Annotated in this window: 21 protein-coding genes; 15 read left to right on the forward strand and 6 right to left on the reverse strand. The window is 70.3% G+C overall.

Annotation, left to right across the window (positions count from 1 at the left end):
* Window positions 1-196 precede the first annotated feature (196 nt).
* The gene (gene chrA / locus U0177_RS09750; protein ID WP_409570428.1) at window positions 197-1366 is read left to right on the forward strand and encodes a chromate efflux transporter; all 1170 of its coding nucleotides are present in this window, start codon (window positions 197-199) and stop codon (window positions 1364-1366) included.
* Here chrA and U0177_RS09755 read toward each other — a convergent pair.
* On the reverse strand, window positions 1363-3840 hold the full coding sequence (locus tag U0177_RS09755; protein ID WP_409570429.1) for an ATP-binding protein: 2478 nt from the start codon (window positions 3838-3840) through the stop codon (window positions 1363-1365). The genes chrA and U0177_RS09755 overlap by 4 nt on opposite strands.
* A 147-nt stretch (window positions 3841-3987) precedes the next feature.
* Between U0177_RS09755 and U0177_RS09760 the strand changes: the two genes are divergently transcribed.
* The 6 genes from U0177_RS09760 to U0177_RS09785 all read left to right on the forward strand — a co-directional run bounded on the left by U0177_RS09760 (window position 3988) and on the right by U0177_RS09785 (window position 9781).
* Window positions 3988-4392 (forward strand): DUF3224 domain-containing protein, encoded by a 405-nt coding sequence (locus tag U0177_RS09760; protein ID WP_409570430.1) that lies wholly within the window; start codon window positions 3988-3990, stop codon window positions 4390-4392.
* Window positions 4393-4559: 167 nt separating this feature from the next.
* Entirely contained in the window at window positions 4560-5561 is a 1002-nt protein-coding gene (locus U0177_RS09765; RefSeq protein ID WP_409570431.1) for a cytochrome c biogenesis protein, read from the forward strand.
* Window positions 5542-5769 carry a CcmD family protein gene (locus tag U0177_RS09770; RefSeq protein WP_409570432.1) on the forward strand — a complete coding sequence of 76 codons (228 nt, stop codon included), beginning with the start codon at window positions 5542-5544 and terminating at the stop codon, window positions 5767-5769. The genes U0177_RS09765 and U0177_RS09770 overlap by 20 nt, the downstream gene beginning before the upstream one ends.
* Window positions 5770-5778: 9 nt before the next feature.
* On the forward strand, window positions 5779-6210 hold the full coding sequence (locus U0177_RS09775; protein ID WP_409570433.1) for a cytochrome c maturation protein CcmE: 432 nt from the start codon (window positions 5779-5781) through the stop codon (window positions 6208-6210).
* A gap of 64 nt (window positions 6211-6274) precedes the next feature.
* On the forward strand, window positions 6275-8644 hold the full coding sequence (ccsA, locus tag U0177_RS09780) for a cytochrome c biogenesis protein CcsA (protein ID WP_409570434.1): 2370 nt from the start codon (window positions 6275-6277) through the stop codon (window positions 8642-8644).
* An 81-nt stretch (window positions 8645-8725) separates the two neighbouring features.
* The gene (locus U0177_RS09785) at window positions 8726-9781 is read left to right on the forward strand and encodes a J domain-containing protein (protein WP_409570435.1); all 1056 of its coding nucleotides are present in this window, start codon (window positions 8726-8728) and stop codon (window positions 9779-9781) included.
* Between the two features lie 28 nt (window positions 9782-9809).
* On the opposite strand, the gene U0177_RS09790 is transcribed toward U0177_RS09785, so the two are convergent.
* Window positions 9810-10712 (reverse strand): ROK family protein, encoded by a 903-nt coding sequence (locus U0177_RS09790; protein WP_409570436.1) that lies wholly within the window; start codon window positions 10710-10712, stop codon window positions 9810-9812.
* Between the two features lie 29 nt (window positions 10713-10741).
* The gene (locus U0177_RS09795; RefSeq protein ID WP_409570437.1) at window positions 10742-12514 is read right to left on the reverse strand and encodes a class I mannose-6-phosphate isomerase; all 1773 of its coding nucleotides are present in this window, start codon (window positions 12512-12514) and stop codon (window positions 10742-10744) included.
* Between the two features lie 111 nt (window positions 12515-12625).
* Between U0177_RS09795 and U0177_RS09800 the strand changes: the two genes are divergently transcribed.
* From U0177_RS09800 to U0177_RS09815, 4 genes are all read left to right on the forward strand, one after another.
* Window positions 12626-13336: an alanyl-tRNA editing protein gene (locus U0177_RS09800; protein ID WP_409570438.1), complete on the forward strand. Its 711-nt coding sequence runs from the start codon at window positions 12626-12628 to the stop codon at window positions 13334-13336.
* 26 nt (window positions 13337-13362) lie between these two features.
* Window positions 13363-13731 carry a response regulator gene (locus tag U0177_RS09805; RefSeq protein WP_409570439.1) on the forward strand — a complete coding sequence of 123 codons (369 nt, stop codon included), beginning with the start codon at window positions 13363-13365 and terminating at the stop codon, window positions 13729-13731.
* 83 nt (window positions 13732-13814) lie between these two features.
* Window positions 13815-14651 (forward strand): EamA family transporter, encoded by an 837-nt coding sequence (locus U0177_RS09810; protein WP_409570440.1) that lies wholly within the window; start codon window positions 13815-13817, stop codon window positions 14649-14651.
* Window positions 14652-15013: 362 nt separating this feature from the next.
* Window positions 15014-15775: a class I SAM-dependent methyltransferase gene (locus U0177_RS09815; protein WP_409570441.1), complete on the forward strand. Its 762-nt coding sequence runs from the start codon at window positions 15014-15016 to the stop codon at window positions 15773-15775.
* A gap of 102 nt (window positions 15776-15877) precedes the next feature.
* On the opposite strand, the gene U0177_RS09820 is transcribed toward U0177_RS09815, so the two are convergent.
* Window positions 15878-16459: a GNAT family N-acetyltransferase gene (locus tag U0177_RS09820; RefSeq protein ID WP_409570442.1), complete on the reverse strand. Its 582-nt coding sequence runs from the start codon at window positions 16457-16459 to the stop codon at window positions 15878-15880.
* A 276-nt stretch (window positions 16460-16735) separates the two neighbouring features.
* Complete coding sequence (locus tag U0177_RS09825; protein ID WP_409570443.1) at window positions 16736-17965, reverse strand: mandelate racemase/muconate lactonizing enzyme family protein; 1230 nt, start codon at window positions 17963-17965, stop codon at window positions 16736-16738.
* A gap of 99 nt (window positions 17966-18064) precedes the next feature.
* On the opposite strand from U0177_RS09825, the gene U0177_RS09830 reads away from it, so the two are divergent.
* Entirely contained in the window at window positions 18065-18436 is a 372-nt protein-coding gene (locus U0177_RS09830) for a hypothetical protein (RefSeq protein ID WP_409570444.1), read from the forward strand.
* Here U0177_RS09830 and ccmA read toward each other — a convergent pair.
* Window positions 18409-19044: a heme ABC exporter ATP-binding protein CcmA gene (gene ccmA / locus U0177_RS09835; protein WP_409570445.1), complete on the reverse strand. Its 636-nt coding sequence runs from the start codon at window positions 19042-19044 to the stop codon at window positions 18409-18411. The genes U0177_RS09830 and ccmA overlap by 28 nt on opposite strands.
* Here ccmA and U0177_RS09840 point away from each other — a divergent pair.
* The 3 genes from U0177_RS09840 (at window position 19039) to U0177_RS09850 (ending at window position 26964) form a co-directional block, all read left to right on the forward strand.
* Window positions 19039-21162: a glycosyltransferase family 39 protein gene (locus U0177_RS09840; RefSeq protein ID WP_409570446.1), complete on the forward strand. Its 2124-nt coding sequence runs from the start codon at window positions 19039-19041 to the stop codon at window positions 21160-21162. The genes ccmA and U0177_RS09840 overlap by 6 nt on opposite strands.
* A gap of 107 nt (window positions 21163-21269) precedes the next feature.
* On the forward strand, window positions 21270-24740 hold the full coding sequence (locus U0177_RS09845; RefSeq protein ID WP_409570447.1) for a cyclic nucleotide-binding domain-containing protein: 3471 nt from the start codon (window positions 21270-21272) through the stop codon (window positions 24738-24740).
* Between the two features lie 559 nt (window positions 24741-25299).
* Window positions 25300-26964, forward strand: coding sequence for a hypothetical protein (locus U0177_RS09850; protein ID WP_409570448.1), 1665 nt, complete (start codon window positions 25300-25302; stop codon window positions 26962-26964).
* Window positions 26965-26990 lie beyond the last annotated feature (26 nt).

The following is a 26990-nucleotide window of genomic DNA, read 5'->3' on the forward strand; positions in this document are numbered from 1 at the left end:
ATAAGGATATGACTTACGCAGTTGGTGAGCTCAGCCTTCGGCAGAGCGGTACCGAATTCCGTAGAGGTGTGCGGTTTCCGCGCGCGCCGAAAAACCGCACACACGATGATCACAAAGTACCGTGCTGCCGCAGGCACTATGCGCGGCTTCGGGAAGCCGAACAGCGCAACTGCGTAAGTCCTAAAGGAATCCTGCAATGCAAGAGCGGGTGCAACCGCCTGTGCCGCCGGGCACAGTGGCCGAGGTGGCGCGGCTGGCGCTGCGGCTTGGCTTCACCGCGTTTGGCGGGCCGGCAGCGCACATCGCCATGCTGCGCGACGAAGTTGTGACGCGCCGGAAGTGGCTGGACGACGCGCACTTTCTTGATCTGCTGGGCGCCACCAACCTGATCCCCGGCCCCAACTCAACCGAGATGGTGATCCACGTCGGCCAGGTGCGCGCGGGCTGGCGCGGCATGATCGCCGGCGGCGTGTGCTTTATTCTGCCGGCCGCGCTGATGGTGCTGGCGCTGGCGTGGGCGTATGCCGAGTTTGGCGCCATGCCCGCGGCAAACTGGCTGCTCTACGGCATCAAGCCGGTGATCATCGCGATTGTGCTGCAGGCGCTGTGGGGCCTGGCCAAAACTGCCGTGAAGGGGCCGTGGCTGGCGGCGCTGGGCCTGGCGGTGCTGGCGCTCTACCTGCTGGGCTTCGACGAGCTGGCGCTGCTGTTTGGCAGCGGCCTGCTGGTGATGCTGGCGCGCAACTTCGCGCGGCTGGGCCGCCGCGGCGCGGCCGCGCTGCTGCCGATCGGCGCGGCGCCGTGGCTTGCGCAGGCCGCCGTGCCCGTGTCGCTGGCGCAGCTGTTCTTGAGCTTTCTGAAGATCGGCGCGGTGCTGTATGGCAGCGGCTATGTGCTGCTGGCGTTCATGCGCAGCGAGTTCGTGGTGCGGCTGGGCTGGCTGAGCGACCAGCAGCTGCTCGACGCGATCGCGATCGGCCAGTTCACGCCCGGCCCGGTGTTCACCACCGCTACGTTTGTGGGCTACCTCGTGGCCGGCGCGCCTGGCGCGGCGCTGGCCACGGTTGGCATTTTCCTGCCCTCGTTTGTGTTTGTGGCGGCGGTGAACCCGCTCATTCCGCTGCTGCGCCGCTCGCCGTGGATGGGCGGGTTTCTCGACGGCGTGAACGTCGCAGCGCTTGGCCTGATGGCCGCCGTGCTGTGGGAGCTTGGGCGCGCGGCCGTCGTCGATTGGCCCACGGCGCTGCTGGCGGCGGCTGCGGCTGTGCTGCTGTTTCGCTTCAAGATCAATTCGGCCTGGCTGGTGTTGGCCGGCGGCGCGGCAGGGCTGCTGCTACGCTGGCTCCTGCCGGGCGGGCTGCCTTAGGCGGCGATCTGGTGGCCCGCCGCTGCAATCGCCTGCTCGGCGCTGAGCGCGCGCCCGGCGGCCCAGGCAGCGGCAAATGCCGCCTCGCCCAGCTGCGAGCGCACCAGCGCCATGGCGCGATCGTGGGTGGCGCGCGCGGCCGGCGCGGCGCGGCAGCCGATCGCCTGGCGCAGCTGCTCGGCGGCGCCCCACAGCCGCGCCGCCAGCTCAGGCTCTTCGTTGAGCGCGGCGGCAGCGCCCAGCCCGGCCAGCGCCCACGCCGTGCTGGCCCGGTCGTTGAGCTGGTGGCTCACGCGCAGCGCCTGCCCGAGCCAGCGCGCCGCCTCGGAGGTGTCGCCGCGCCCCAGCGCGCACTCGCCCAGGCCCTGGTACGTCCAGGGCATGCCGGCATTCTGCTCGCCAAACGTCTGGAACAGCGCGAGGGCCTGCCGGTGCAGCTGCTCGGCCCGCGCGAACTCGCCGCGCAGCTGGGCCGCGTGCCCGGCGTGGTTGAAGCTCCAGGCGTCCATCAGCGCTTTGTCTTCGGTCTTTTGGCGCTCGTCGTGGCATTCGGCAAGCAGCGCCTCGGCGCGCGCCGGGTCTTCGTCGAGGATCGCCACCTGCGCCAGGCTGACGAGCGTCCAGGCGCAGCCGCCGGGGTGTCCCAGCTCGCGGAAGCGCGCCAGGCTCGCTTGATAGTGCGCCCTGGCGCAGGCGCTGTCGCCGCGCTCGCGGGCGACCCAGCCCAGCCGGCCGAGCAGCCAGGCGCACGCCCAGTCGTTGCCAAGCTCGCTGTTGATTGCGAGCGCCACCTCGTAGTGCTGCTGTGCCGCGGCATATTCGCCCACCAGCCCGAGAAATTGCCCGATTTCGCAGCAGGCATTCGCGTGCGCCGGCGTGCGGCCCAGGCCGCTCGGGTGCTGTAGCGCGCGGCCCAGCGTCTCGATGGCATTCTGCCAGAGGCCGCGGTCGAACCAGAAGGGAATCATGGCGTTGGCGATCCGCAAGGCGATCTCGGCTTCTTCGCTTGGCGTCATTGCCCACTCAAATGCGGCGCGCAGGTTCTCGTACTCGGGGCCCATGTGCCCGAGCCAGAGCGGGTCGTCTTGATCGGGTATCTGCTCGGCGCGCGCCAGGTAGTAGTGGGCGTGCCGGTGGCGCAGCGCCGCCGCCTCGCCGCTGGCCTCCAGCTGATCCAGCGCGTACTCGCGAATGGTCTCGAGCATGCCGTAGCGCGGCGTGCCGTCGGGCTGATCGGCGCGGCGCAGCAGGCTGTGCTCGATCAGCCCTGTGGCCGCGTCGGCCAACGTTTCGCCAGGGTTTTCTTGCGGGTCTTCGCACACCGCCGCAGCCGCCTCGAAGGTGCAGCTGCCCACGAACACCGCCAGCCGCCGGAACAGCCGCCGCTCGGGCTCGCTCAGCAGCGCCTCGCTCCAGGCGATCGTGGCCTGGATGGTCTGCTGGCGCGCCGGCAGGTCGCGCGCGCCGCCGCCCAGCAGCGCCAGATGGTGGCCGAGCCGCGCCAGCAGTGCGTCGGGCGCGAACAGCCGCAGGCGCGCCGCCGCCAGCTCGATCGCCAGCGGCAGGCCGTCGAGCCGGGTGACGATCTCCGCGACTGCCGGGGCGTTGGCCTTGCTGAGCGTAAGGCTGGGGTTGGCCTCGCGCCCGCGCGCGACGAACAGCGCCACCGCCGGCGCGCGCGCCAGCGTTTCGAGCGGCGCGGCCGGGTCGGGCAGCGCCAGCGGCTCGACGGCGATCTGCTGCTCGCCGCGCAGGCGCAGCGCCGCCCGGCTGGTCACGATCGCCTTGACCTGCGGCGCGGCCGCCAGCAGCTCGGCCAGCAGCGGCGCGGCCGCCAGCACCTGCTCGAAGTTATCGAGCAGCAGCAGCGCGTGCCGATCGCGCAGGAACTGCTTCAGCTTCAGCAGCTCGGCCGACGGCAGCCCGTGCGGGTGGAGATTGAGCGCCTGGGCTATGGCCGCGCCGACGCGCGCGGCATCGCGGATCGGCGCGAGGTCGACAAACCACACGCCGTCGAGAAAGGCCTCGCGCAGCTCGGCCGCCGCCTGGAGCGCCAGGCGCGTCTTGCCGACGCCGCCAGGGCCGGTGAGGGTCAGCAGGCGCGTGTTGGGCAGGCGCAGCCGCGCGACCACCGCAGCCAGGTCGTGCTCGCGGCCAATCAGGCTGGTGAGCGGCGTTGGCAGATTAGAGGAAGCGGGCGCGGCAGCTGGCACAGGCTGCGAGTCCAGCGGCAGCGTGTCGGCGGAGTGCTCGGCGCGCGCGGCCTGCACAAACGCGGCGTGCTCGTCGGGGGCGAGCGCGAGCGCATCGGCCAGCTTCTCGGCGAGCTGGCGCGATGGCCGGCGCGTATCGGCCTCGAGCTTGCGGATCAGATCGAGCGAGCAGAACACCTGCGCCGCCAGCGCGGCCTGGGTCAGATCTAGCGCCTTGCGGCGGCGCCGCAGCCAGTAGCCAAACGAGAAGGTGCGTTCCATGGCGCCCTCCTGGGCTCGGCGAGCGAACAGCCTGATTCTAACACCAGCGCGTTGGCTTGTCGAGCCCTGTGGCGATCTGGCGGTATACTGGGGCTGCGCGCCGCAGGAGGCGTAGCTTCCGAAGAACAGGGGTAAAGGAGAGTGACCATGAGCAACCACAATGCACGCGGAACATTTGAGGTACGGCTGACGCCGCAGCCGCTGGCCGACGGCGGCGCCGACGCCAGCCTGGGCCGGCTGGCGATCGACAAGCAGTTTCACGGCGAGCTGCTGGGCGGCAGCAAGGGCGAGATGCTGAGCGCCGGCACGGCGGTGGCAGGCTCGGCCGGCTATGTGGCGATCGAGCGCTTCAGCGGCGTGCTGGCCGGCCGCAGCGGCAGCTTTGTGCTGCAGCACAGCGGCACCATGGTGCGCGGCGCTGGCGCGCTCACTATCAGCGTCGTGCCCGACTCGGGCACCGGCGAGCTGGAGGGCCTGGCGGGCGCCATGACGATCGCGGTGATCGACGGCGCGCACACCTACGAGTTCGCGTACACCCTGCCCGACCGCTAGGCGCGGCGGCGAATGTCGTGCAGGTGATCGGCGCACGGCGCCATTCGATAGCGCCACGGCAGCGAGCGGCTAGTATAGCGCCAGTGGCGCTCATCGTTTGCTCATCAAAACCAATCGTAGTATGATAGCGGGTGCCGAAGCGCACAAACCACTAGAAAGAGGTCGCGATGGCTGTGAAGACGCAGCTCGCGCAGGCCGCCAAGCTGCTGCTTGGGCTGTGGATGGCCGGTGTGATCGCCGCAATGTTCTTGCTTGTGCCGCAGTATATCGGCCTGGGTGAGGCAGGGCGGATCATCATTATGCACGTTCCGACGGCGTGGGTTACCTCGCTGGCGTTTGGCGTATCGGGCATCTACAGCGCGCTGTACCTGTGGCGCCGCCGCCCCGAGCACGACGCCGGTGCAGTCGCCGCAGCCGAGGTTGGGTTTGTCTTCTGTATCCTGGCCACGATCACCGGCGCGATCTTCGCCCAGATCGTCTGGGGCGTGTTCTGGAACTGGGATCCGCGCGAGACCTCGATCCTGGTGCTGCTGCTGATCTATGCCGCCTACTTCGCGCTGCGCTCGGCGATCGACGACCCCGAGCGGCGGCGGCGGCTGGCGGCAGCGTACAACCTGTTCGCCGCTGTGACAATGCCGTTTCTGCTGTTTGTCGCGCCGCGCGTGGCCGAGAGCACGCTGCACCCGAACTGCGCGTTCATCCAGGGCAGCAAGTGCGACGGCATCACGCTCACCACCCAGCCCGGTGGCGCGCGCATCGGCCAGCTCGGCAGCTCCGATATCGTGCTCGAGCTGGTTGGGCTCGAGCAGCGCGGCGGCCTGGCGGTGGCCAAGGTAAACGTGCGCGGCGCGGGCGGCGCGGCGCTTGGCACGCTCGAGCCGACATTCGAGCTCGGCAGCCGCAAGCCGGCCGACCGGCCGAACTTCGAAGGCCAGCGCTTCACCCTCGCGCTGGAAGACGCCGACCTGGCCACCGGCACCGTGCGCCTGAACATGGAGGCTCCCGGCACCGGCCTGCTCGCGAATGGGCGCACCCTGCTCACCTTCCTTGCCTCGATCGCCGGCTTCACTGCATTGTTTGTATGGATGTATCGCCTGCGCGCCGACATGCTCGTGCTGCACGAGCGGCTGATCGGGCGGGAGGGCAGCTATGCCGAACTTCCTACTTGACCCTGGTGTCGCGATCTACGCAGCGCTCGCCGTGGCGCTGGTGGTGTGGCTGGGCATCTTCGCGTTTCTGTGGCGGCTCGATCAGCAGGCGCGCGAGCTGCGCCGCCGGCTCGACCAGCCGCCGCGCGCCGAGGCCAGCGCGCCACGCGCCACGCTCGAGGTGCGCAACCCGCACCCGAACGCGCGCGCCGTAACCAATGATGAATAGGAGCATTCCATGGCAACCGCATCCAGCGATTTTGGCCGGCGCGGTTTCGTGCTGAAGCCGCTGCATATCATCGGTCTGGCGATCATTGCTCTGGCGATCGGGCTGGGCTACTACGGCCTCAACAGCGCGCTGCGCCCCTACACCACCAGCGTGGCCGAGGCCATGAGCACCGGGCGCGGCGTGCAGCTGGCCGGCTTCTTGGTGCCCGGCGAGCAGGGCAGCTACGACGCCCAGAACAACTTTACATTCAAGATGCAGGACGCCACCGGCAAGATTGTTCAGGTGGTGTACCCGAGGGTCAAGCCCGCCAACTTCGAGAAGGCCGTCAGCATTGTGGCGATCGGCCACTACGACACGGCCAAAGGCGTGTTCCAGGCCGACGACATGCTGGTGAAGTGCCCCTCGAAGTACCAGGAGCAGCTCGACCAGAGCAAGGGATGAGCGCTGAGCCCGCCACGCGAGCGCTCAAAGCTCGGCACGCCAAACTCAAACGTGGAGTCACGCTATGTACCTACTCGGCACGATACTGATCATCTGCGGCATCGCAGCGGCGGCGGTGGCCAGCACGAGCTACGCGCTCGTGACGCGCGGCAATGCCGCGGCGCTGGCGTATGGCCGCATTGGTACGCGCGCCACCTTTGGCATGGTGCTGGCGATCGTCGCGCTGATTGTGTACGCCTTCCTGGCGCGCCGCTATGATATCCAGTATGTCTACGACTACAGCTCGGCCGACCTTGAGTTTGGCTTTAGAATGGCGGCGATGTGGGCCGGCCAGCCCGGCTCGTTCGTGGTGTGGGCGCTGTGGGGCCTGCTGGCGGCGCAGCTGCTGATCCGCCGCACGCGCCACAACGAGCCGTACGTGCTCAGCGTGCTGATGCTGCTGCAGGCCGCGCTGCTGGTGTTCATGCTCGTGCGCAACCCGTTTGTGCCCTACACCGACCCTTCCACCGGCGCGGCGGCGGCCCCGGCCGACGGCAAGGGCCTGAACGAGCTGCTGCACAACCCCTGGATGATCATCCACCCGCCGATCCTGTTCGTGGGCTACGCGCTCATGGCCGTGCCGTTCGCGTTCGCGATCGCCGGGCTGTGGCGGCGCGACTACGACGGCTGGGCGCGCGCGGCGCTGCCCTGGGCACTGGCGGCCTGGGCCTTCCTGGGCCTGGCGCTGCTGCTGGGCGGCTACTGGGCCTACGAGACGCTGAACTGGGGCGGGTACTGGGGCTGGGATCCGGTGGAGAACTCGTCGCTGGTGCCGTGGCTTACCTCCACCGCGCTGGTGCACACCCTGCTGATCCAGCGCACCAGCGGCGGCATGCGCCGGACGAATTTCGCCCTGGCGATCCTGACGTACGTGCTGGTGTTCTACGCCACCTTCCTGACGCGCACCGGCGTGCTGTCGTCGTTCTCGGTGCACTCGTTCGTGGCCGAGGGCCTGAAGAATATCATGACCGGCACCCTGGCGGCGCTGGCGCTGTTCAGCGCGGGCTTCCTGGCGCTGCGCTGGCGCGACATCCCCAGCCGCCCGATCTCGGACAAGCTGCTCTCGCGCGATAGCTTCTTCGTGTTGATGGCGCTTGGCCTGATTGTGATCGCCACGGTGGTGGCCGTCGGCACCTCGATGCCAGTGATCTCGGCGATCCCCGGCGTCGGCAATGCGCTGCAGGGCTTCTTCGGCGCGGCCTTCGAGCTCGACCGCGGCCAGAATGTCGACCCAAGCGCGCCGGCGTTCAGCGACGGGCGCTTCGGCCTGGTGGCAAGCTTCTACCACGCCACCGTGCCGCCGCTGGCGATCATCCTGGTGCTCCTGATGGTCGTCGGCCCGCTGCTGGGCTGGCGCGACACCAATGTGCGCCACCTGCTGCGCGCGCTGCGCTGGCCGGCGCTGGCGGCGGTGCTGGTGGCCTGCCTGGGCCTGGTGCTCGGCGCGCGCGACCCGCTGCCCCTGGCGTATATTGGCCTGGGCGCCTTCGCGGCCGGCACCAACCTGCTGATGATCATCCGCACGCTGCGCAGCGGCTGGCTGCGGATCGGCGGCTACCTGGCGCACGTGGGCCTGGCGGTGCTGCTGGCCGGCGTGGTCGGCTCGAGCTTCTACGCCACGCCCGAGCTGCGGCTGTCGCTGCCGCAGGGCCAGACGATCAGCGCCTACGGGTACAACTTCACGTTCAACGACTGGAAGCTCAATCAGCAGAACCGCGGCGTGCTCGACATCGACATGGCGCGCAATGGCAGCAGCTGGAAGGCCGCGCCGAACCTGTACTTCAACCCGCGCATGGGCGCGACCATGGCCACGCCGGCGATCAAAAGCGAGTTCTTCCAGGATGTGTATGTGTCGCCGCAGGAATACCAGCCGGCGATCGACCGCAACACCGCGCAGCTGGCCGTGAACGACAAGCGCGAGATCGGGCCGTATACGATCACGTTTCTCGGCTTCGACGCGGCCGATGCGCACGGCGGCAGCAGCGGCGATATTGGCGCCAGGCTGCTGGTGACCTACGAGGGCCAGCAGACCAGCGTCGCGCCGATCTTACGGCTGGTGGCGAACGAGACCGACCCGGCCAAGGCTATCCAGCGCATCCCTGCCGAGCTGCCGGGCGGCAAAACCGTGGTGTTCGACGATTTCAACCCGCTGCAGCGCTGGGTGGTGGTGCGCGTCAACGGCCTCGATCTGCCGGTCGACCCGGCCAAGGCGGTGATCACCGTGAGCATCAAGCCCGGCATTCTGCTGGTGTGGCTTGGCGTGGTGATCGGCGTGCTGGGCGGCCTGATTGCGGTGGTGCGCCGCACGATCGAGGGCCGCTGGCAGGCGGGCGGCCAGCGCGCGCGCCTGCCGCGCGGCCTCGGCGCCTTTGGGCGGTTCGTCGGAAGTAAATAGCGCATCCTAACGGCGGCGGGGGCGGCAAGATGCCACTCACTGTGCGCTCCCGCCTGCCTGGCTATCTTGTCAGCTTTCGCTATGAATAATCAGGATTACTACGAGACCCTGCAGGTCCACCCCAAGGCCGACGCTGTGGCGATCGACGCGGCGTATGCGCGCCTGCGCGAGCACTACGACCCAGCCAAGCTCGAAGGCGCCGCCGACGAGCTGATCGAGCTGGCGCGCGCCCGGCGCGACGCGATCGAGCGCGCCTACGCCGTGCTGCGCGACCCGGCGCGCCGCGCCAGCTACGACCGCGAGCAGAGCCGGGGGGCCGGAGCCGGCAGCCAGCCGCCAGCCGCCAAAGAGCGCGAGCCGGCAGCCAAAGGCCAGAAGCCGGAGGCTGACGCCGCCGACGGCCAGGCGCTCGACTACCGCCCGCTGCCGCCGGCGCGCCGCCGCGAGCGGCCGAAGGGCGCGGATACGCCGATGCTGCCGGCCAGCCAGCCTGGCCGCGCGCTGCGGCCCAGGCTGGCCCAGCGCCTGGTAGCGCCGATCGCGCTGGCCGGCGTGCTGGTGCTGATCGTGGCCGGCGGGCTGCTGATGACCAACGGCGGCGGCGCGCCGCCGCCCGCGCCCACGCCCACTGCCTCGCCGTTCGACATCTACGAGTCGAGCATCCCGCAGGCCCAGAGCTTCGCCGAGCAAAACCCCAAGAGCGCGCAGGCCTGGATCGACCTGGGCAATATCCTGTACGACAGCGCGCAGATCGTGCGCGAGCAGGCGCCCGATAGCCCGGTGTACCAGCAGCGGCTTGGGCGCTGGCTCCAGGCAACCAACGCCTACAGCCAGGCGCTCGCGCTCGACCCGAGCAACGCCCCGGCGCGCGCCGACATGGGCGCAAGCTCGTGCTTCTATGGCGCCGGCACCGGCGACCAGTCGTTTGTGCAGCGCGGCCTGGCCGAGGTGCAGCGCGCCGCCGCCAGCGCCCCCGACGACGCGCGCGTGCTGATCAGCATGGGCCACTGCCTTGTCAGCACCAGCCCGCCAAAGACGAGCGACGCGATCAAAAGCTGGCAGCGCGTGATCGACCGCAACCCCTCGTCGCCGCTGGTGAGCCAGGCCCAGGTGCTGATCGCCAAGTACCAGAAGTAGCCGCTGCGGCGTCTGGCGCGGCTGTGTGCTACAGCGGAGCGCATAGCGCGGCTGCGCCCAGCAGGCTGGCATCCTCGAACAGCTCGGTTCGCCGCAGCGCCACGGGCAGACTGCCCAACCGCGCCTCCAGCGCCGGCGCGAACAGCGGCCAGGCCCGCGCGATATTGCCGCCCACCACGATCGCGCCCGGCGCGAAGCGCCCGACCCACGGCGCCAGGATCTGGCCAAGGTGATCGCCCAGGCCGCCGAATGCCGCGCGCGCGCCATCGTCGCCGGCCGTGGCGCGCCGCGCGATCTCGGCCGCGTCGAGCTGGCTGCCCGACGCGGCGGCGTAGGCTGCGCTCACCGCCCGGCCCGATACGTAGTCCTCGGCGATGCCGTCGCGGTATGGCCAATCCCACAGCCCGCCGTCGGGCGGAACGCCTTCGCCGCCGTACAGCGCCTCGCCGCCGGCCACAAACCCCGCGCCCAGCCCGGTGCCGAGCGTGATCCCCAGCACGCGGTCGTGGCCGCGCGCGGCGCCGGCCCACCACTCGCCTAGCGCGAACAGCGTAGCGTCGTTGCCGAAGCGCGCGGCGACCGGCGGATGGCCGGCGGCAGCCCAGCGCGCGCTCAGCGCCGCGCCAACGTCGCTGCCGAGCAGGCTGGCGAACTTGTGGCGCAGCAGCGACACGCCGCGCGCGTAGTCGAATGGGCCGGGCATGGCCACGCCCAGCCGCGCCACCGGCGGCGCGCCCGCGCCGGCGTAGGCCGTGCCCAGCACGCCGGCCCACGCGCCAAGCAGCGCATCGGCCGGGGCGTCGGGCTGCGTCGCGCGCCGCGCCCGCGACGCCTCGACGATCGCGCGGTCGTGCTGGCTCACCACCGCGGCCACAGCGTGGCTGCCGCCGATGTCGAGCGCCAGGATGTGGCCGGGGCTCAGTTCGCTCATGGGGCTGCTGCTTTCTGTTGGATGCGTGCCTACGGCTTCACAAACGCCTTCACGACCTTCGCGACACCGCCGCCGAGGTTGCGGATGCGGTAGCTGCCGGCCGCCGCCGATACCACAAACGTTTCGGCGTGGCTGAAGCGCCCGCGAGCGCCGCCGGCCGTCTCGACGAGTATCGCGCTGCCTTCCACTAGGCTCAGCACATGGCAGGCATCCTCGGTCGCCACCTCGATCGCCTGCTCGAACTCAAGCCGGTGCACATCATAGAACTGCGCCGGGTGCGTAGGGAGGTGCACCACGCGCCAGCCCGGCCCTTCGGCCAGCGTCGCCGGCCGGGCGATCAGCTCATCGCGCACGCGCGCGCCGCGCCGCTCGAAGGCCAGGTTCTCAAACGCCCGCGCGATATTCAGCGGGCGCGGCCGGCCATCCAGGTCGAGCCGCAGCCAGTCGTACATCTTGAAGGTGAAGATATACGGCGTGGCGCTGATCTCGAGCACCAGGCTGCCGGCGCCCGAGCAGTGGATCGTGCCGCTGGGGATCAGAAACAGGTCGCCGCGCGCGGCCGGGTGGCTCTGCACAAAGCGCTCGACCTCGACCGGGCTGGCTTCGGCATAGCTGCGCTCGAGCGCGGCGCGGAAGGCTGGCGGATCGATGTCTTCCTGAAAGCCCAGGAACACGCGCGCCCCCGGCTCGCAGTCGAGGATGTAGTAGGTTTCGTCCTGCGTGAACGGCTCGCCGAACTCGCGCAGCGCGTACTCGGGGCGCGGGTGGCACTGCAGTGAGAGATTGCCGCCGCCGACAGTGTCGAGGAAGTCGAAGCGGATCGGGAAATCGTAGCCGAAGCGCCCGGCCGCCGCGCCAAGCACCGCGCGGTGATCGTGGAACATCAGCCAGTCGAACGAGGCTTCGAGCAGGTTGCCGTCGCTGGCGAACAGCAGCCCGTTCTCGGGCACGATCAGCTCGAAGCTCCAGGCGTAGTTCGGCACGTCCTGCGCCAGCCCGGCGATATGCCGCTTGATCCACTGGCCGCCCCACGGCCCCGGCTCGAACCACGGGCGCACGCGAAACAGGCTGCGGCTCATCTGGCCCAGCGCCGCGCGGAAGCTCTCGCCGGACAGGCTGGCCGGCTCGGCGGGGCGCTGCGCATCGACAAGCAGGCCGACGCGCGCGACCAGGCTGGCTTTGTGGCGGTTCAGCGCCGGCCAGTCGACGAAGTAGAAGCGCTTGTACATGCGCTTGTGGTCGCCGGGGGCAGCGCAGCCAAGGTTGGCCACGCTGCCGGCGCGCGCGCGAAACTGCAGCTCGTTTTTCGGCAGGTCGGCGTAGATGAGCGGGCCATCCCAGCCGGCCAGCGCCGCGCCGCAGCCGTACACAATGCTCAGGTCGGCGGCCGGGTCGGGCGCGAGCGCGGCCAGCCGCTCGGCGTCGAAGAAGCTGGCGAGATCGCCGGTGAAGCGTGTGCCGAACAGCGGGTCGTCGCCGCCGAGAAATGGCGCCACCAGCCGCTCGATCGCTGCGGCCGGCAGCAGCGCCTGCTCGGCCGGCAGCCAGGCGGCGCGCAGGCCCATGCGCGCCAGCTCGGCGTCGACCCCGGCGCGCATGTCGTCCCAGAACACGCCGACGTAGCCGTCGAGCGTGGCCTGGCGGGCGCCGGCCAGCGCGCGGGCGATCGGCGCGTAGCCCGTGGCAATATCGCCGGGCGCGAGCTGAAAGGCCGGATAGATATCGTACTGGCCGGGTGCGGCCGGCGCGGCGCGCGCGGGCAGCAGGTGCTGGGCGCTGTTGCGCCAGGGCGTAGAAGGCATGGAGGGCTCCGCAGTATCTGGCGAGATCGACGCGGCTATTGTACAGGAAAAACGCCGCGTATGAGCATTGGTGGTAGAATATCGCTCATTATCGCCGACAGGAGTACCGATGTGACAGAATTGCTCTACCAGACCGACGCCTACCTGCGCGAGTTTCACGCCCGCGTCACGGCGGTGGAACAAGGCGCGGTGGCGCTCGATCGCACGGCGCTGTACGCCACCGGCGGCGGCCAGCCGCACGACACCGGCACGCTCGGCGACGGCGCGCGCGTATGGCGGGTGGCCGAGGTGCGCAAGCAGGGCGACGCTGTGTGGCATACGCTGGCGGGCGAGGGCCTGCCCGATATCGGCGCCGAGCTGCGCGGCAGCGTCGATTGGGAGCGGCGCTACAAGCTCATGCGCACGCACACCGCGCTGCACCTGCTGTGCGGCGTGATCTGGCGCGACTACAAGGCCCCGGTGACGGGCGGCAACATGGATACCGACGAGGGCCGGCTCGACTTCGAGCTGCCGAACTTCTCGAACGAGCTGGCCCAAGAGATTGTCGCAAGGGTGAACGACGAGATCGCCGCCGCCCGGCCGGTCGAGGTGCGCATCCTACCGCGCGCCGAGGCATTTCAGATCCCCGACCTGATTCGCACCAAGATCAACCTGCTGCCCGAGGGCATCCAGCAGGTGCGCACCGTCAATATCGTCGGCCTCGACCTTCAGGCCGACGGCGGCACACACGTGGCCAACACGCGCGAGGTCGGGCGTGTGACGCTGCTGAAGACGCGCAGCAAGGGCGCCAACAACAAGCGTATTGTCGTGGCGATCGAGTAAATGGGATCGCACAAACGGAGGCGCTCATGCAGGTACTGCTGATCGACGACGATCCAAGTATCCGGGCGGCGCTCGGCGAGATCTTGGAAGACGAGGGCTACGTGGTGGCGCAGGCGGTGCACGGCCAGGACGCGCTTGAACAGCTGCGCGCGACCGCCCGCCCGCCGGGTGTGATCTTGCTCGACCTGGCCATGCCGATCATGAGCGGCTGGGCCTTCCGGGCGGTGCAGCAGCGCGACCCGGCGCTGGCCCGCATTCCAGTGGTCATTCTCTCGGCCGACCGGCGCGCGCGCGAGATTGCCGCCGACTTGGAGGTGGCCGAGTATCTCGAGAAGCCGGTCGACATCGACCTGCTGATCGGCGTGGTGGCGCGCTATATTCACCTGGGCGTGTGATCCGCAGAACCTACGTGGCTGCCTCCCGCGCGGGAGGTTTGGAAGACCGCAGAGCCTCGAAATCAAGCGAGCTTGTAAAAACAATGGGCATTGTGTATGGCATCGCCGCCGCGCTGTGCTGGGGCGCGTCGGACTTTGTGGTGACGCACGTGTCGCGCGCGATCGGCGTGCGCCATACGTTCTTCTATGTGCAGCTGGTGGGCATGGTGCTGGCCGGCGCGCTGCTGCTCTTCCGGCCGGGCGCGCCAGCGCCGACGCCGCTGGTATGGCTGCTGGTGGTGGGCATCGGCCTGTTCAACGTGATCGGTACGCTGCTGCTGTACCGCTCGTTCGCGATCGGCACGCTGGCGCTGGTGTCGCCGATTGCCTCGGGGTTTGCGGTGGTAAGCGCGCTGCTGGCGCTGCTGGCCGGCGAGCGCCCGGCCCGGCTGGCGCTGCTCGGCGCGCTGCTGCTGGTCGGCGGCGTGGTGGTGGTATCGCGCTCGCCGCACGATCGCCAGGCCGCCACGCTGGCGGGCGTGCCCGAGGCGCTCGGCGTGACGCTCTGCTTCGGCGTGTCGCTGTGGGCGCTCGACTACGTGACGCCGGCGCTGGGCATTCTCTGGCCGGTGCTGGTGCTGCGCTGCGTCGAGCTGGTGTGCGCGATCGGGCTGCTGGCGCGCCAGCGCGCGCTCCCGGCGCGCCTGAATGCCCCCCGCTGGGTGCTGGTGGTGCTGGGCGCGCTGCTCGACACGCTGGCGTTTATTGCGTTCAACATGGGCCTTGGCAGCGCCTACACCACGATCGTCACGGCGCTGGCGTCGCTGTTCAGCGCGGTGACGGTGCTGCTGGCGTGGGTGTTCTTGCGCGAGCGGCTGGCTCCGGCGCAGTGGGCCGGCGTGGCGGTGATCCTGTGCGGGGTGCTGCTGGTGAGTATGTAGCCCTGGCTGTTCGTGTTCTTTCAAGGTTACGACTTTCGCGGTTCGGCATCTCATACGCTGTTCGCTTGATCACTTTCTTTTTGGTATGACCTGCCCGTCAGAAGCTGTTTGAAAAGGGTGGTTTGGAGGACAAAGTCCTCCAAGTTTCCACTTTTCTGCGGTGGCGGCCACGAATGTGGCCGCCACCCGCCAGAAGGGAGGCGAGGGCAAAGCCCTCGCGCACCCCTTTCAAACAGGCTCGTCAAAGCCGGGCACGGCATACCAAAAGAAGTTCGGGGGTGGCGAAGCCGCCCCGAACCCCCACCATACCGCAAGGGATCAGCCGAATACATAAGCAAGGAGCGCTTGAGGGAGGCGTGAGTATGGAAGACATCAAAGACTCGGTGCAGCGCCAGTTCGCGCCGGTGGCCGCCAACTATGCCACCAGCGCGGTGCACGTGAGCGGGCCGGATCTGAGCGCGATGCTCGTGGCGGCCGGGCTGCGCGGCGGCGAGCGCGTGCTCGACGCCGGATGCGGCGCCGGCCACACCGCGCTGGCGTTCGCGGCGCATGCGGCCGAGGTTGTGGCGATCGACCTGACCGAGGCCATGCTGGCGCAGGGCCGCAAGCTCGCGCGCGAGCGCGGCCTTGGCAACGTTACCTTTAAGCGCGGCGATGTCGAGCAGCTGCCATTCGCCGATGCGACCTTCGACATCGTGACGTCGCGCTACAGCGCGCACCACTACCCGCACCCGCTCGCCGCGCTGCGCGAGTTCGCCCGCGTGCTGAAGCCCGGCGGGCTGCTGCTGCTCGTCGATGTGCTGTCGCCCGACCCGCCCGCGCAAGACACGTTTCTCAACGCGATCGAGCTGCTGCGCGACCCCTCGCACGTGCGCGACCACACCGCCGACCAGTGGCTGGCAATGTGCGCGGCGGCGGGCTTCGCGGCCGAGGTGGCCGGCACGTGGCCGCTGCGGCTGGAGTTCGAGTCGTGGGTGGCGCGCATGAACACGCCGTTTCTGGCGATCACGCAGATCCGCGCGCTGATCGACGGCGCGCCGCGCGAGGTGCGCGCCAGCCTGGCGATCGACGAGGGGTACTCGTTCAGCGTGCCCACCGCGCTGATCCGCGCGGCGCGCGGGTAGGCTTGCCCGCGCCGGAGCCAGGCCACACCACGCTGCCTGGGCGGGGGCGCCCTGCGATTTTCGGCGCGGCCCGCGCGATCGTCGGCACGAGCCGCGCCTGGCCTACGCACCCTGGCGCTGCAGCCACTCGTCGCGCAGGATCGCGTAGATATGCGTGTCGCGGCGCTGGCCGTCGACGCCGAAGCGGTCGGCGCGCAGCGTGCCCTCGCGCGTCAGCCCGTTCTTCTCGGCCACGCGCGCGCTGGCCACGTTGCGCGTGTCGCAGTGCCACGTCAGCCGCTCCCACGGCCAGTCGCTGAAGCCCCAGGCCAGCAGCGCCGCCAGCGCGCGCGAGCCCAGCCCCTGCCCGGCGTAGGCCGCGCTGATCCACATACCGATCTGGGCGTTGCGCGAGGCCAGCGGCCCCTCGCGCAGGTGAAAGCCGCTGCCGCCCGCCAGCTCGCCGCCCAGCCAGATGCTCAGCGTGAAATCGTCGTTCAGCAGGTAGTTGGCGTGCGCGCGCCGGCACACCGCCTCGGCCTGCTCGATGCTGTAGTCGTTGGTGGCCCACGGCATCCACGGCCGCAGGTGCTCGTACGAGGCCAGCGTCGCGCGCTGCAGCGCCGCGCCGTCGCCCGGGCGGTAGGCGCGGATGCTCAGGTCGCCGTCGCTATACTCGCTCGGCGCGAAAAATGTGCTCGCCATGGTTTCCCCGCTTGGCTTGTCTCGCGCCGTATTGTAGCAGAACCCATGCCAACTCCGTTTGATTACTTGTGTTTTCTTGTGCGGCGCCCGGCTTGCCGGGCGCCGCCAGAAGAAATTTCGGGGGCGGCGAAGCCGCCCCGAACCCTCACCATAATCCAAGCGATCAGCGGGGCGGCTTCGCCGCCCCGAACCCCCACCATAATCCAAGCGATCAGCCGGGGCGGCGAAGCCGCCCCCGAACCCCACTATAGGGCAAATGTTCAGCCGAATGGAGCATCAGGCGTCGAAGAAGCCGCGATCGTCCTCGGATAGGTGCGGCAGCGCGGCCTCAGGGTTCAGGTCGACGCCGAGGCCCGGCCGGTCCCACACCTCGATCATGCCGTTCTTGATCAGCGGGTCGGGCAGGCCGGTTACCACATCGCGCCACCAGGCCGGCGTGAGCGCCGGGCACTCGAACGCAATGAAGTTCGAGGGCAGCGTAGCGCACACCTGCACCAGCGCGGCAATGCCGATCGGGCCGTCGAACACGCCGTGCGGCGCGATCATGATCCCGTGGAGGTCGGCATACTCGGCGATCCACTTCAGCTCGGCCAGCCCGCCTACGTCGGCGGGGTCGGGGCCGACGATGTTCACGGCCTGCTTTTCGATCAGCTCCTTGAAGTTCTGGCGCAGGTACAGCTGCTCGCCGGTGTGGATGGGCGTGGTGGCGTGGCGCGTCACCTCGCGGTACAGGTCGGCCAGCACGTAGGGCGTGTAGTCGCCGGTGATCAGGTCTTCCAGCCAGAGGATGTGCAGCGGCTCGAGCGCGCGCGCCAGCCGGATGGCGTCGGGCAGCATCCAGCCCGGCCCGCAATCGAGCGCCAGCCCGACTTCGTCGCCCAGCACTGCCTTCATCGCCGCCACGCAGTCGACGATATGCCTGAGGCCGCGCTCGGTCAGCAGGCCGCGGTTGGGGTGCGGCGGGCCGGCGTTGGGCTCGCCGCGCTGGAAGTTCGGCGCGCGGTTCTGCACCTCGCCATAGAAGAAGTTTGGCACGTGCGCCGGCATTGGGCTGTGGAAGCCGATCGGCTGCTTGACGATCGTGAAGCCCTCGGGCGACGCCTTGATCCGGGCTGCGTCGTCGGCGTAATCCTGCGGGGTGTAGCCGTTCATTGGGAAGCGCACGCCGCCGTTGTAGGCGCGTACGCTGTCGCGCACCTTGCCGCCCAGCAGCTTGTACACGGGGATGCCGGCGGCCTTGCCGGCGATATCCCACAGCGCCATCTCGATCGCGCTCACCGCCGCGCCCCAGGGCTTGAAGCTGCCGAGGCGGCGGATCTTCAGCATCACCCGCTCGACGTTTGTCGGGTCTTCGCCCAGGATGTATGGCTTGTAGAACAGGATGTGCGGCTTCAGGTATGGCTTAAACGACTCAACCTGGCCCAGCCCGACGATCCCCTCGTCGGTGAGCACCCGCACAACCGGGCTGCCGCCGATCACGGCGCATCTGAGGTCGACGATCTTCACGGCTCGTGCTCCTTTGCTAAATAGAATGTGCTTCGTTGGCATTGTATGTGCAAACAAGCTGGCCACACGTGGCGGCCGGAGCGGTGGGGAGGTGGTTGCATGCGCGGGCATTCGTGGGCGGTGTGGGCGAAGTACGCGGCTGTGCTCAACGGCTGTAGCATGGCGCTCGCGCTCAGCGTGCTGCTGGGGCTCTGGCTGGGCGGCGTCACGCTGCGCCCGCCCGACGTGCAGATCGCCGTCGGCGACCTGCACGTGGTGGCGTTCACCGTCTACCCTTCGCTCTACCTGATGCCAATGTCGTCGGGCCAGCGCTGCGCCCAGGCCGCCGGCTGCCGCACCCAGCTCGAGCCGCACTACGCGATCTGGATCATCGACCACCAGCTCACGCTGCGCAAGTCGTCGCGCGCCTTCCGGCAGCTCGCCACCATTCCGCTGTCGCTGGCTCAGCTCGTCGAGAGCCTCAGCACATAGTCGCCGTAGCGCAGCTCGCGCGGGTCGTTGGTGGCGATCACCACGATGCCGCGCGCGCGCTGGCGCTGCACCACCTGCTCGACCAGCGCCGCGCCGCGCTCGTCGAGCGTGACGGTCGGCTCGTCGAGCAGCAGCACCGGCGGGCGGTGCAGCAGCGCGTAGGCGTAGCGCAGCCGCTGCGCCATCCCCGACGAGTAGGCCGCCAGCAGGTCGCCGCCGCGCCCGCCCAGCCCTACTTCTTCCAGCAGCGCCTCAAGCTCGCGCTCGCCTGGCCGCAGGCCGCGCACCTGCGCGAAGAACCGCAGGTTCTCCAGCGCCGTCAGCTCGCGGTACAGCTGCAGATCGGGCGCGACCCAGCCCACCAGCGCGCGCGCCTGCTCGGGGGCGTAGCGCTGCCCGGCGGCGTGGTACACCACCGCCCCGCCGCTGGGCCGCTGCAGACCGCATAGCACCCGCAGCAGCGTGCTCTTGCCGCTGCCGTTGTGCCCGGCCACCACCAGCGTTTCGCCCGCGCGCAGCGCCAGGCTTACGCCCGCCAGCACCTGGCGCGCGCCATAGCCGACGCTCACGTCGCTCAGCTCGAGTTGCAGATCGGGAATCGCGTGCATGGCGCTATTGTAACGCAGATCGCGCGGCCGGCTGCGGCCGGCGCCATCCTTGGTATAATAGCCCGCGCCGGGCGGCCCACGCGAATGCTTAGCTCGCCGGCCGGCCACGCCATGCAGCCCGAAGCCGCCCGCAATCAGGCCGCCCGCCGGCCAGCCACGCGCGCCCTCCCGCGCCACTGGGAGTGGCTCGCGCTCGCCGTGATTGCGCTCGCCGCGTTTGCGCTGCGCGCCTGGACGGCGCGGCTCAACCTGCCGTTTGTCGACCACCCCGACGAGCCCAACCCGATCGACTATGTCGTGCAGATGCTGCGCACCGGCGACCCCAACCCGCACTTCTTCCAGAAGCCCTCGCTGTACGTCTACCTGCTGCTCTCGGTGCTGACGGCGCACTTCCGCTGGGGCCTGGCGCAGGGCCGCTATGCCGCGCTCGACCAGATGATCATCACCACGCACCAGTACACCACCATTCCCGGCTTTTTCTTCTGGGGGCGCATGCTCACCGCCGCAATCGCGGCGCTGACGATCGTGGCGGCGTTTCGCGTGGCGCGCCAGGTTGCGGGGCGCGCCGCCGGGTTCGTGGCCGCGCTGTTCCTGGCGCTGGCGCCGTTTCACCTGCGCCACTCGCAGTACGTCACCACCGATATGGCCAGCGCCTGGCTGGTGCTGCTGGCATTCGGCGCGGCGCTGGCGCTGGCCTGGCACGGCCGCTGGCGCGATTACCTCGCGGCCGGCGCGTTTGCCGGGCTGGCGGCCTCGGCTAAGTACAACGCCGGCGTGGCCGCGCTGATGGTCGCCGCCGCGCACGTGCTGGCCTCGCCGCGCCATTCGCTCGCCCGCGCGCCGCGCCTGCTTGCCGCCGGCGGCGCGGCGGCGCTCGGCTTTGTGGCCGGCACGCCCTACGCGCTGCTCAGCTGGGCCGAGTTTCGCGGCGGCCTGCTGGGCCAGGTGAAGGACTACGCCGAGACGGCCCACGGCGATTTCGTGGGCGCCTGGAATATCGCCGGCTACGCCGACTTCTTCTGGAGCGAGGGCCTCGGCTGGCTGGCCTGCCTGGCGGTGCTGGCCGGGCTGGCGCTGCTGCTTGCGCGGCCGGGGCGCCAGCGCGCCGCCGGCCTGATCTGGCTGAGCTTCGCGCTGCCCTACCTGCTGCTGCATCTGGCTCAGCAGAGCCACTTCACCCGCAACATGCTCCCGCTGGTGGTGCTTGGCGCGCTGCCGCTGGGCGTGGCGTTTGCCGCGGCCAGCGCCTGGGCCGCGGGCCTGAGCGGGCGGGGGAAAAGTGCCTGGCAGCCAGCCCGCTACCTCGTGCCATTGGCCCTGGGCGCTGCGCTGCTGCTGCCGCCGGCCCTGAGCAGCTGGGCCTACACCGCCCGGCTGCTGCGCGGCGATACGCGCGTACAGGCGCTGGCCTGGATCGACGAGCACGTGCCGCCGGGAGTGCGCGTCGCGGCCGAGCTGCGCGCGCTGCCCGGCCCCGCCGAGAGCCGCTGGGCCGAGCAGGCCCCGCTTACGCGCCACGACCTGGCGTGGTACCGTAGCCAGGGCTACGGCTATTTGCTGGCCTCGTCCGACGCGTGGCGCCAGTGGCCGATACCCCCTGCGTACACCGCCCTGGCCGGCGCGCCGCTGGCCGAGTTCGGCGGCGCTACGCCACGCGATATGCTCGGGCCGCACCTGGCGATCTACGCCACCGGCCTTGCCGCCGGCGACGCGCCGCTGCACATTGCCGGGGCCATGGTTGGCGGCGCGCGGCTGGCCGGCGTGGCGCTGGGCCAGCCCGACCGCGCGGCCGGCTGGCTGGGCCTGCGCACCTTCTGGGTCGTCGAGCAGCCCTTCGACCGCGATTTCTTTATCTTCGTGCACCTGCTCGACGCGGCCGGCAACACCGTGGCCCAGCGCGATGCCCCGCCATGGCAGGGGCGCTTCCCCACCAGCTCGTGGCGCCCCGGCACAGTTGTGGTCGATATCAACGACGTGCCGCTGCCCGCCGGCCTGCCCGCCGGCACGTATACGATCGCGCTGGGTATGTTCGACCCTGCCAGCGGCGCGCATCCGCCGATCGCGCTGGCTGGCCGCCCGGCCGACGCCATTCCGGCCGCCCAGGTGACGATCCGCTAGGCGCATCGTCGCTTCCCGCACGATCCGACTGCCGCTCGTATGCTCTGCTCGACATCGCGCCGCCGGCATGCTACGATCGAGCCAGTGCGATCGAGCTGCGAGAGCCTATGAGCGACACGCCCCCAACCCGGCCTGCGCATCCCCGCCGCCCTGCCCACGCGCCCGCCGGGCTGTGGGCCGCGCTGGCCCACGCCGCCGGTGTGCCCAGCCACGGCGATCTCTGGCGCGGCATTGGCCGGCGCCTGCACGGCGCGCCGCCGCCGCAGCCCGGCAGCCTCTGGCCTGCGCTGGCCGCCCGCGTCGACCCGGCGCAGTTCCGGCCGCGCGCCGTGCCCGATGTGGCCGAAGATAGCGTTGTCGAGGACGGCCAGGCGATCACGATTATTCGCAGCCCGCGCGGCAACTACCTGCGCCTCACCACCGCCCAGCGCGACCTGTGGCGCCAGATGGACGGCACCCGCACCGTCGCCCAGCTGGCGACGCAGGCGTTCCTGCAAACCAAGCAGCTCCTGCCGGTGGGCGAGCTCGTGGCCGCGCTGCGCGCCGAGGGCTTCCTCACCGACCAGCCGGCCGGCGTGTATCGCGCGCTGGCTGCCGGCCTCGAGGCGCGCACCGCCGAAGGCTGGGGCCGCCGGCTGCTGCGCCGGCTCACGCGCGCCACGTGGGCCTTGCCGAATATCGACGGCTTCTACGCCGCGATCTACCGCGCCGCCGGCTGGCTGCTGTTCAGCTGGCCGTTCGCCGCGCTGTGGCTGGCGCTGGCGCTGGTGGGCCTGGGCGCGTTCGCCGCGCTGCTGCTTGGCGCCGGCGCGCCGCCGGTGCTCAGCAGCGCCAGCCTGCCGTTCGAGCTTGCGCTGCTCTGGCTCGCGCTGCTGCTGTCGTTCTTTCTGCACGAGAGCGCCCACGCGCTGGCTGTGAAGCACTACGGCCGCGACCTGCGCTCCGGCGGCCTGATGCTCTACTTCGGAATGCCCGCGTTTTTTGTCGATACCAGCGACATCTGGCGCGCGCCGCGCGGCGCGCGCATGCTCGTCTCGGCCGCCGGCCCCATGTCCGATCTGCTCGTCGGCGGAGCGGCGGCGCTCTTCGTACTGCTGCGGCCCGACCACCTGCTGGCCGCCGTGGCCTATAAGCTGGCGCTCACCTGCTACATCGCCACGCTGTTCAACGCCAACCCGCTGCTCGAGCTCGACGGCTACTTCATCCTGGTCGACTGGCTGCGCATGCCCGATCTGCGCCGCCGCGCGCTGGCCTTTGTGCGCGGGCCGCTGTGGAGCAAGCTGCGCCCCGCGCCGGCTGCCGACAGCTCAAATCGGCGCTCGCTGGCCGCTGGGCAGTTCACACGCGAAGAGCGTTTTCTGGCGGTGTATGGCCTGCTGGCGCTGCTCTACTCGGCGCTGGCGATCGGCTTCGCGGTGCAGTTCTGGAACCGCAAGCTGCTCGGCACGATCGGCGCGCTGTGGGATGCCGGCACGCCCCTGCCGCGGCTGGTGGCCGTCGTGCTGGTGCTGCTGGTGCTGCTGCCGCTGCTGGCTGCGCTGGTGTTCGCGGCCGTGGGCCTTGGCCGCGCGGCGCTTGGCTGGCTGCTGCGCCGTGGCTATGGCCGCCAGCCCGCGCTGCTGGCCGCGCTGGCCGGTGCGCTGGCCCTGCTGCTGGCCGCGCTGTCATGGCGCGCCTCCGGCGCCGGCCAGGCCACGCCGCCAGGCTGGGCCGCCGCAGTCGCGCCGCTGCTGTGGGCGCTGGCGCTCGGCGCGCTGCTGGCGGTGCTGCCCGATTACCGCCGCGCCGCGATCGCCACCGCGCTCCAGTCGCTCGCGGTGATGACCGCGCTGGCGGCGCTGGCGGCGGCCGTGCGCGCCGCGCCAACCCCCGAGTGGGCGCGCCTCACGGCCGATGGCGTCGCGTTCATCTTTCTGCTGGTGGCCGGCTTTGCCGCGCTGCTCGACGTCGATCTGCGCCTCTCGACGCCGCGCGAGCTTGCCGGCACCGCGCTGCTGCTGCTGGCGGCCTTTGGCGTCGGCGCGGCTGCGCTGCTGATCGCCCCGCTGCGCGAATCGCTGATCGGCCAGGTGGCCGTGGCCGCGCCGGCCTACTGCGGCGCGCTGGCGCTGGCGCTGCTGCTGCCGCGCCTGTTCGACCTGTACGACTCGCGCTTGATCTGGGCCTGGGTGCTGCTCTGGTGCGCCGCGCTGGTGCAGACGGCCGCGTACGTCGCCGATCTGAGCGGCCGGCCCTCGCTGCTGGGCGTCCTGGCGGCTGGGCTGTGGGCCGGCGGCTGGCTGGTGCACCTCGCGACACTGCGCCAGATCGCGCCCGACGAGCTTGCCTGGCCGCACGAGCCCAGCATCAGCGAGCAGCAGCGCCTTACCCGCGCGTTTCAGTTTTGCTACGCCGGCTGCTATGGCCTGCTGCTCGCGGTGTATGGCGCCCGCCGCACCCGCGCGCTCGACGACCGCATGGATGTGCTGGCCGCCACCGCCAACTGGGACGTGACGCTCGACCGCGAGCGCGTGCGTATCAGCCCGCTGGTGCAGGCCCTGCCGCTCGACCTCCAGGGCGCGCGCTATGCCGAGGTGCTGCGCTATGCCGTCGCTACCGTCGAGTCGATCGCTGGCGCCACCTTCGCCCGCCGCGCAATCCAGGCCGCCTACGACGCGCTGCCCTGGCCCGAGCGCGAAACCGCCAGCCGCTACTGCTTCCCCGATACCCCCTGGGCGCGCGCGCTCTCGAATGCGTTCGGCGATGTGCGCGCCGCGCGCCTGCGCCTGCTGCGCCAGGTCGACGAGTTCCTGGCCTGCGACGACGACGAGCTGGCGGCGCTGGCTCACGCGATCGAAGAGCGCCAGGCGCTGGCCGGCGCGCTGCTGCTTGGCCCCGGCGAGCGCGCCCCCGGCGTGTGGGTTGTCGAGGCTGGCGAGGTCACCGCTATGCGCAACGGTATGCTCGCCGCCGAGCTGCACCGCGGCGACTCGTTCGGCGCCGAGTTTCTCGATGCCGACGCGCCCAGCGACGCATTCTACCGCGCCGCGATCGACTCCGGCCTGCTGTTTATTCCGGCCGCCGAGGTCCGCGCCTTCGCGCGGCGCGGCGGGCAATCGGCCACGGCGCGCGATGCTGCCGCGCGGCTGAAGCTGCTCGAGCGCGTGCCGATCTTCGCCGAGCTGCCGCGCAATACCCTGCGCGGCCTGGCCAACATCGCCCGCCAGCAGCAGTTCCCGGCGCGTGCGGTGATCGTGCGCCAGGGCACGCCCTCGGGCGTGTTCTACCTCATCCGCCAGGGCCGCGCCACCGTGCTGGCCCGCGCCGAGCCGCAGGGCGACGAGCCGGCCAAGGTTCATACGATCGCCCAGCTCGGCCCCGAAGAGTTCTTCGGCGAGATCGAGCTGCTGCGCGGCACCCCGCCGGTCGCTAGCGTGGTGTCGCTCACGCCGCTGGTGGTGCTGGCGCTGCCGCACGCCGCAGTGCACGCCTTTCTTGTCGGCGATGGCCAGGTGGCCCGTGGGCTCGAGCAGGTCGGCACCGGGCGCCTGATCGCACTGCGCGAGGAAACTGGCGCCCATAGCCAAGAGCAGGGATAGCGACCTGCCGATTGACCCTGAGCGCATCACGGTGGCAGAGCTAGCGATCCTGTCGATTGCCCCGGAGCGTATCACGGTGATCGAGTGTTCTAAGTGCGGGCTGTCATACATCCGAACCAGGTTTGACGAAAAACAGAAGACGAATCAACGCCGTCCTCCGTCCTCCGTCCTCCGTCTTCCGTCTTCCGTCCTTTCTGTGCTCTGCTGACGAATCAACGCCGTCCTCCGTCCTTCGTCCTTTCTGTGCTCTGCTGACGAATCAACGCCGTCCTCCGTCCTCCGTCCTTCGTCCTTTCTGTGCTCTGCTGACGAATCAACGCCGTCCTTCGTCCTCCGTCCTCCGTCCTTTCTGTGCTCTGCTGACGAATCAACGCCGTCCTTCGTCCTCCGTCCTTCGTCCTCCGTCCTCCGTCCTTTCTGTGCTCTGCTATAGTACGCCACTGCCACGTTTTTCATCGTGTGAGCGTCTTCTCATTGCCGCGTCACCCGCGTGCCGTCGCGCGCCGCTGGGCGGCTGCATATGCTGTGAAAAAGCGATCTGATCGCGATTGGAGGCAGTATGCACCGCTTATCCGCATTCCCACTTGTCGTGCTGGCCGCGCTGCTCGTGGCAGGCCTGCCGGGCGCGGCGCACGCCGCGCCTGCGGCCGGGTTTCACATTGCGGTCGCCGGCACCCCGCTCGCCGTGCGCACCGACGGCACGTACGTCGCCTGGGCCGAAGATGTGCAGCCCACCCGCTTCACCCGCTACGCCAACCTGTATGTGGCCGATCTCGCCAGCGGCCAGGTTCGGCTGCAGCTCGGCCAGCTCTCGTACTCAAGCTACATGGGCCGGTTTGGCGCCGGCTTCGCGCTCGGGGACGGCATCCTGGTGTGGCGCGATGGCGCCTTGGGCGCCGCCAGCCCGCTGGTAGCCCGCGACCTGCGCACCGGCACCGGCTGGGTGGTCGCCGAGAATGGCGGGCTGTTCCCCGATGTCTTCGCCGACACGGCGGTGTGGTGGGAGATTGCGCCCGTGGGCGGCGCGCCCACCACGGCGGTGCTGAAGACCCGCCGCCTTGCCCCCGACGCCGGCCCGCCCACCGAGGTGATCCGCCTGCCGCTGGCCCACGACTACGACTTGCGCGACGCGCGCGCCAGCGGCGGCTGGGCCGCCTGGGTGCAGTCGGGATCGCCCGACGGCACTCCCGCCGCGTGCCCGGTGCTCTCGGTCGTGTCGCTCGGCGGCGGCGCGCCGCAGCCAATTGCCGATGGCGCCTGCCACGACGACCAGCGCATCCCGTTCGATCTCAGCGGCGACCGGCTGGCCTACGTCGATCGCAACAACCTGCTTGTCGAGCGCGAGCCGCCCCTTATCGAGCGCCGCCGCAGCGGCCCGCATGCCAACCTCGACATCACACTGGCCGACCGCTGGCTGTTTTGGAATCACGCAGCGGCGCCTGGCCCGTGGGGCTACGACCCGGTGAGCGCGAGCCGGTTTCAAGCTGGCAATTCGGCGGTCAGGGCCAGCATCGCGGCTGGCGGCGGCGTGCTGGCCTGGTTCGAGAGCGCGCCCTCGGGCGGCTATACCCTGCAGGCGCGGCCGATCGCCAGCCTCCTGCCCGACGCGCCGCGCGACCCCGCCGATCCGGCCATCGCTGGGCGCGCGTTCTTTCCTGAAACTGGCCACTCGCTCGGCGGCGAGTTCGCGGCATTCTGGGGGCGCAATGGCGGCCTGCCAGTATTTGGCTTCGCGCTCACCGAAGAGTTTCTGCAGCGCAGCGCCGATACCGGCGCGGACTACACCGTGCAGTTTTTCGAGCGCCAGCGCTTCGAGTACCACCCCGAGAACGGCGGCACGCCCTATATCGTCGAGCTGGGCCGCCTCGGCGCCGAGGCGCTGGCCGCGCAGGGCCGCGACTGGCAGGCGCTGCCCAAGGCTAGCCCGAGCACGCCGCACTACTTTGACACGACAGGCCAGGCGATCGCGCCCGAGTTTTGGGAATACTGGCGCACGCACGGCCTCGAGCTAGGCGATGCTGGCGTGAGCGAGCGCGAGGCGCTGGCGCTGTGGGGCTACCCGCTCACGCCGCCGGCCTACGAGCCTCTGCCTAATGGCGAGACGCTGCTGGTGCAGTGGTTCGAGCGCGCGCGCTTCGAGTACCATCCGAACAATCCTGCGCCCTACCGCGTGCTGCTCGGCCGCCTCGCCGCCGATCGTGTCGCCGGGTTCGGCTGGCGCTGATCAAACGGCCTCAGCACACGCTTTAT

Origin of the sequence: Kouleothrix sp., assembly GCF_046328425.1 — a bacterium.
GTDB lineage: Bacteria > Chloroflexota > Chloroflexia > Chloroflexales > Roseiflexaceae > Kouleothrix.

Excerpts from the sequence above, each read along its gene's own strand:
- chrA (WP_409570428.1), top strand. The coding sequence starts at position 197 with ATGCAAGAGCGGGTGCAACCGCCTGTGCCGCCGGGCACAGTGGCCGAG.
- U0177_RS09755 (WP_409570429.1), bottom strand. The coding sequence starts at position 3,840 with ATGGAACGCACCTTCTCGTTTGGCTACTGGCTGCGGCGCCGCCGCAAG.
- U0177_RS09760 (WP_409570430.1), top strand. The coding sequence starts at position 3,988 with ATGAGCAACCACAATGCACGCGGAACATTTGAGGTACGGCTGACGCCG.
- U0177_RS09765 (WP_409570431.1), top strand. The coding sequence starts at position 4,560 with ATGGCTGTGAAGACGCAGCTCGCGCAGGCCGCCAAGCTGCTGCTTGGG.
- U0177_RS09770 (WP_409570432.1), top strand. The coding sequence starts at position 5,542 with ATGCCGAACTTCCTACTTGACCCTGGTGTCGCGATCTACGCAGCGCTC.
- U0177_RS09775 (WP_409570433.1), top strand. The coding sequence starts at position 5,779 with ATGGCAACCGCATCCAGCGATTTTGGCCGGCGCGGTTTCGTGCTGAAG.
- ccsA (WP_409570434.1), top strand. The coding sequence starts at position 6,275 with ATGTACCTACTCGGCACGATACTGATCATCTGCGGCATCGCAGCGGCG.
- U0177_RS09785 (WP_409570435.1), top strand. The coding sequence starts at position 8,726 with ATGAATAATCAGGATTACTACGAGACCCTGCAGGTCCACCCCAAGGCC.
- U0177_RS09790 (WP_409570436.1), bottom strand. The coding sequence starts at position 10,712 with ATGAGCGAACTGAGCCCCGGCCACATCCTGGCGCTCGACATCGGCGGC.
- U0177_RS09795 (WP_409570437.1), bottom strand. The coding sequence starts at position 12,514 with ATGCCTTCTACGCCCTGGCGCAACAGCGCCCAGCACCTGCTGCCCGCG.
- U0177_RS09805 (WP_409570439.1), top strand. The coding sequence starts at position 13,363 with ATGCAGGTACTGCTGATCGACGACGATCCAAGTATCCGGGCGGCGCTC.
- U0177_RS09810 (WP_409570440.1), top strand. The coding sequence starts at position 13,815 with ATGGGCATTGTGTATGGCATCGCCGCCGCGCTGTGCTGGGGCGCGTCG.
- U0177_RS09815 (WP_409570441.1), top strand. The coding sequence starts at position 15,014 with ATGGAAGACATCAAAGACTCGGTGCAGCGCCAGTTCGCGCCGGTGGCC.
- U0177_RS09820 (WP_409570442.1), bottom strand. The coding sequence starts at position 16,459 with ATGGCGAGCACATTTTTCGCGCCGAGCGAGTATAGCGACGGCGACCTG.
- U0177_RS09830 (WP_409570444.1), top strand. The coding sequence starts at position 18,065 with ATGCGCGGGCATTCGTGGGCGGTGTGGGCGAAGTACGCGGCTGTGCTC.
- ccmA (WP_409570445.1), bottom strand. The coding sequence starts at position 19,044 with ATGCACGCGATTCCCGATCTGCAACTCGAGCTGAGCGACGTGAGCGTC.
- U0177_RS09845 (WP_409570447.1), top strand. The coding sequence starts at position 21,270 with ATGAGCGACACGCCCCCAACCCGGCCTGCGCATCCCCGCCGCCCTGCC.
- U0177_RS09850 (WP_409570448.1), top strand. The coding sequence starts at position 25,300 with ATGCACCGCTTATCCGCATTCCCACTTGTCGTGCTGGCCGCGCTGCTC.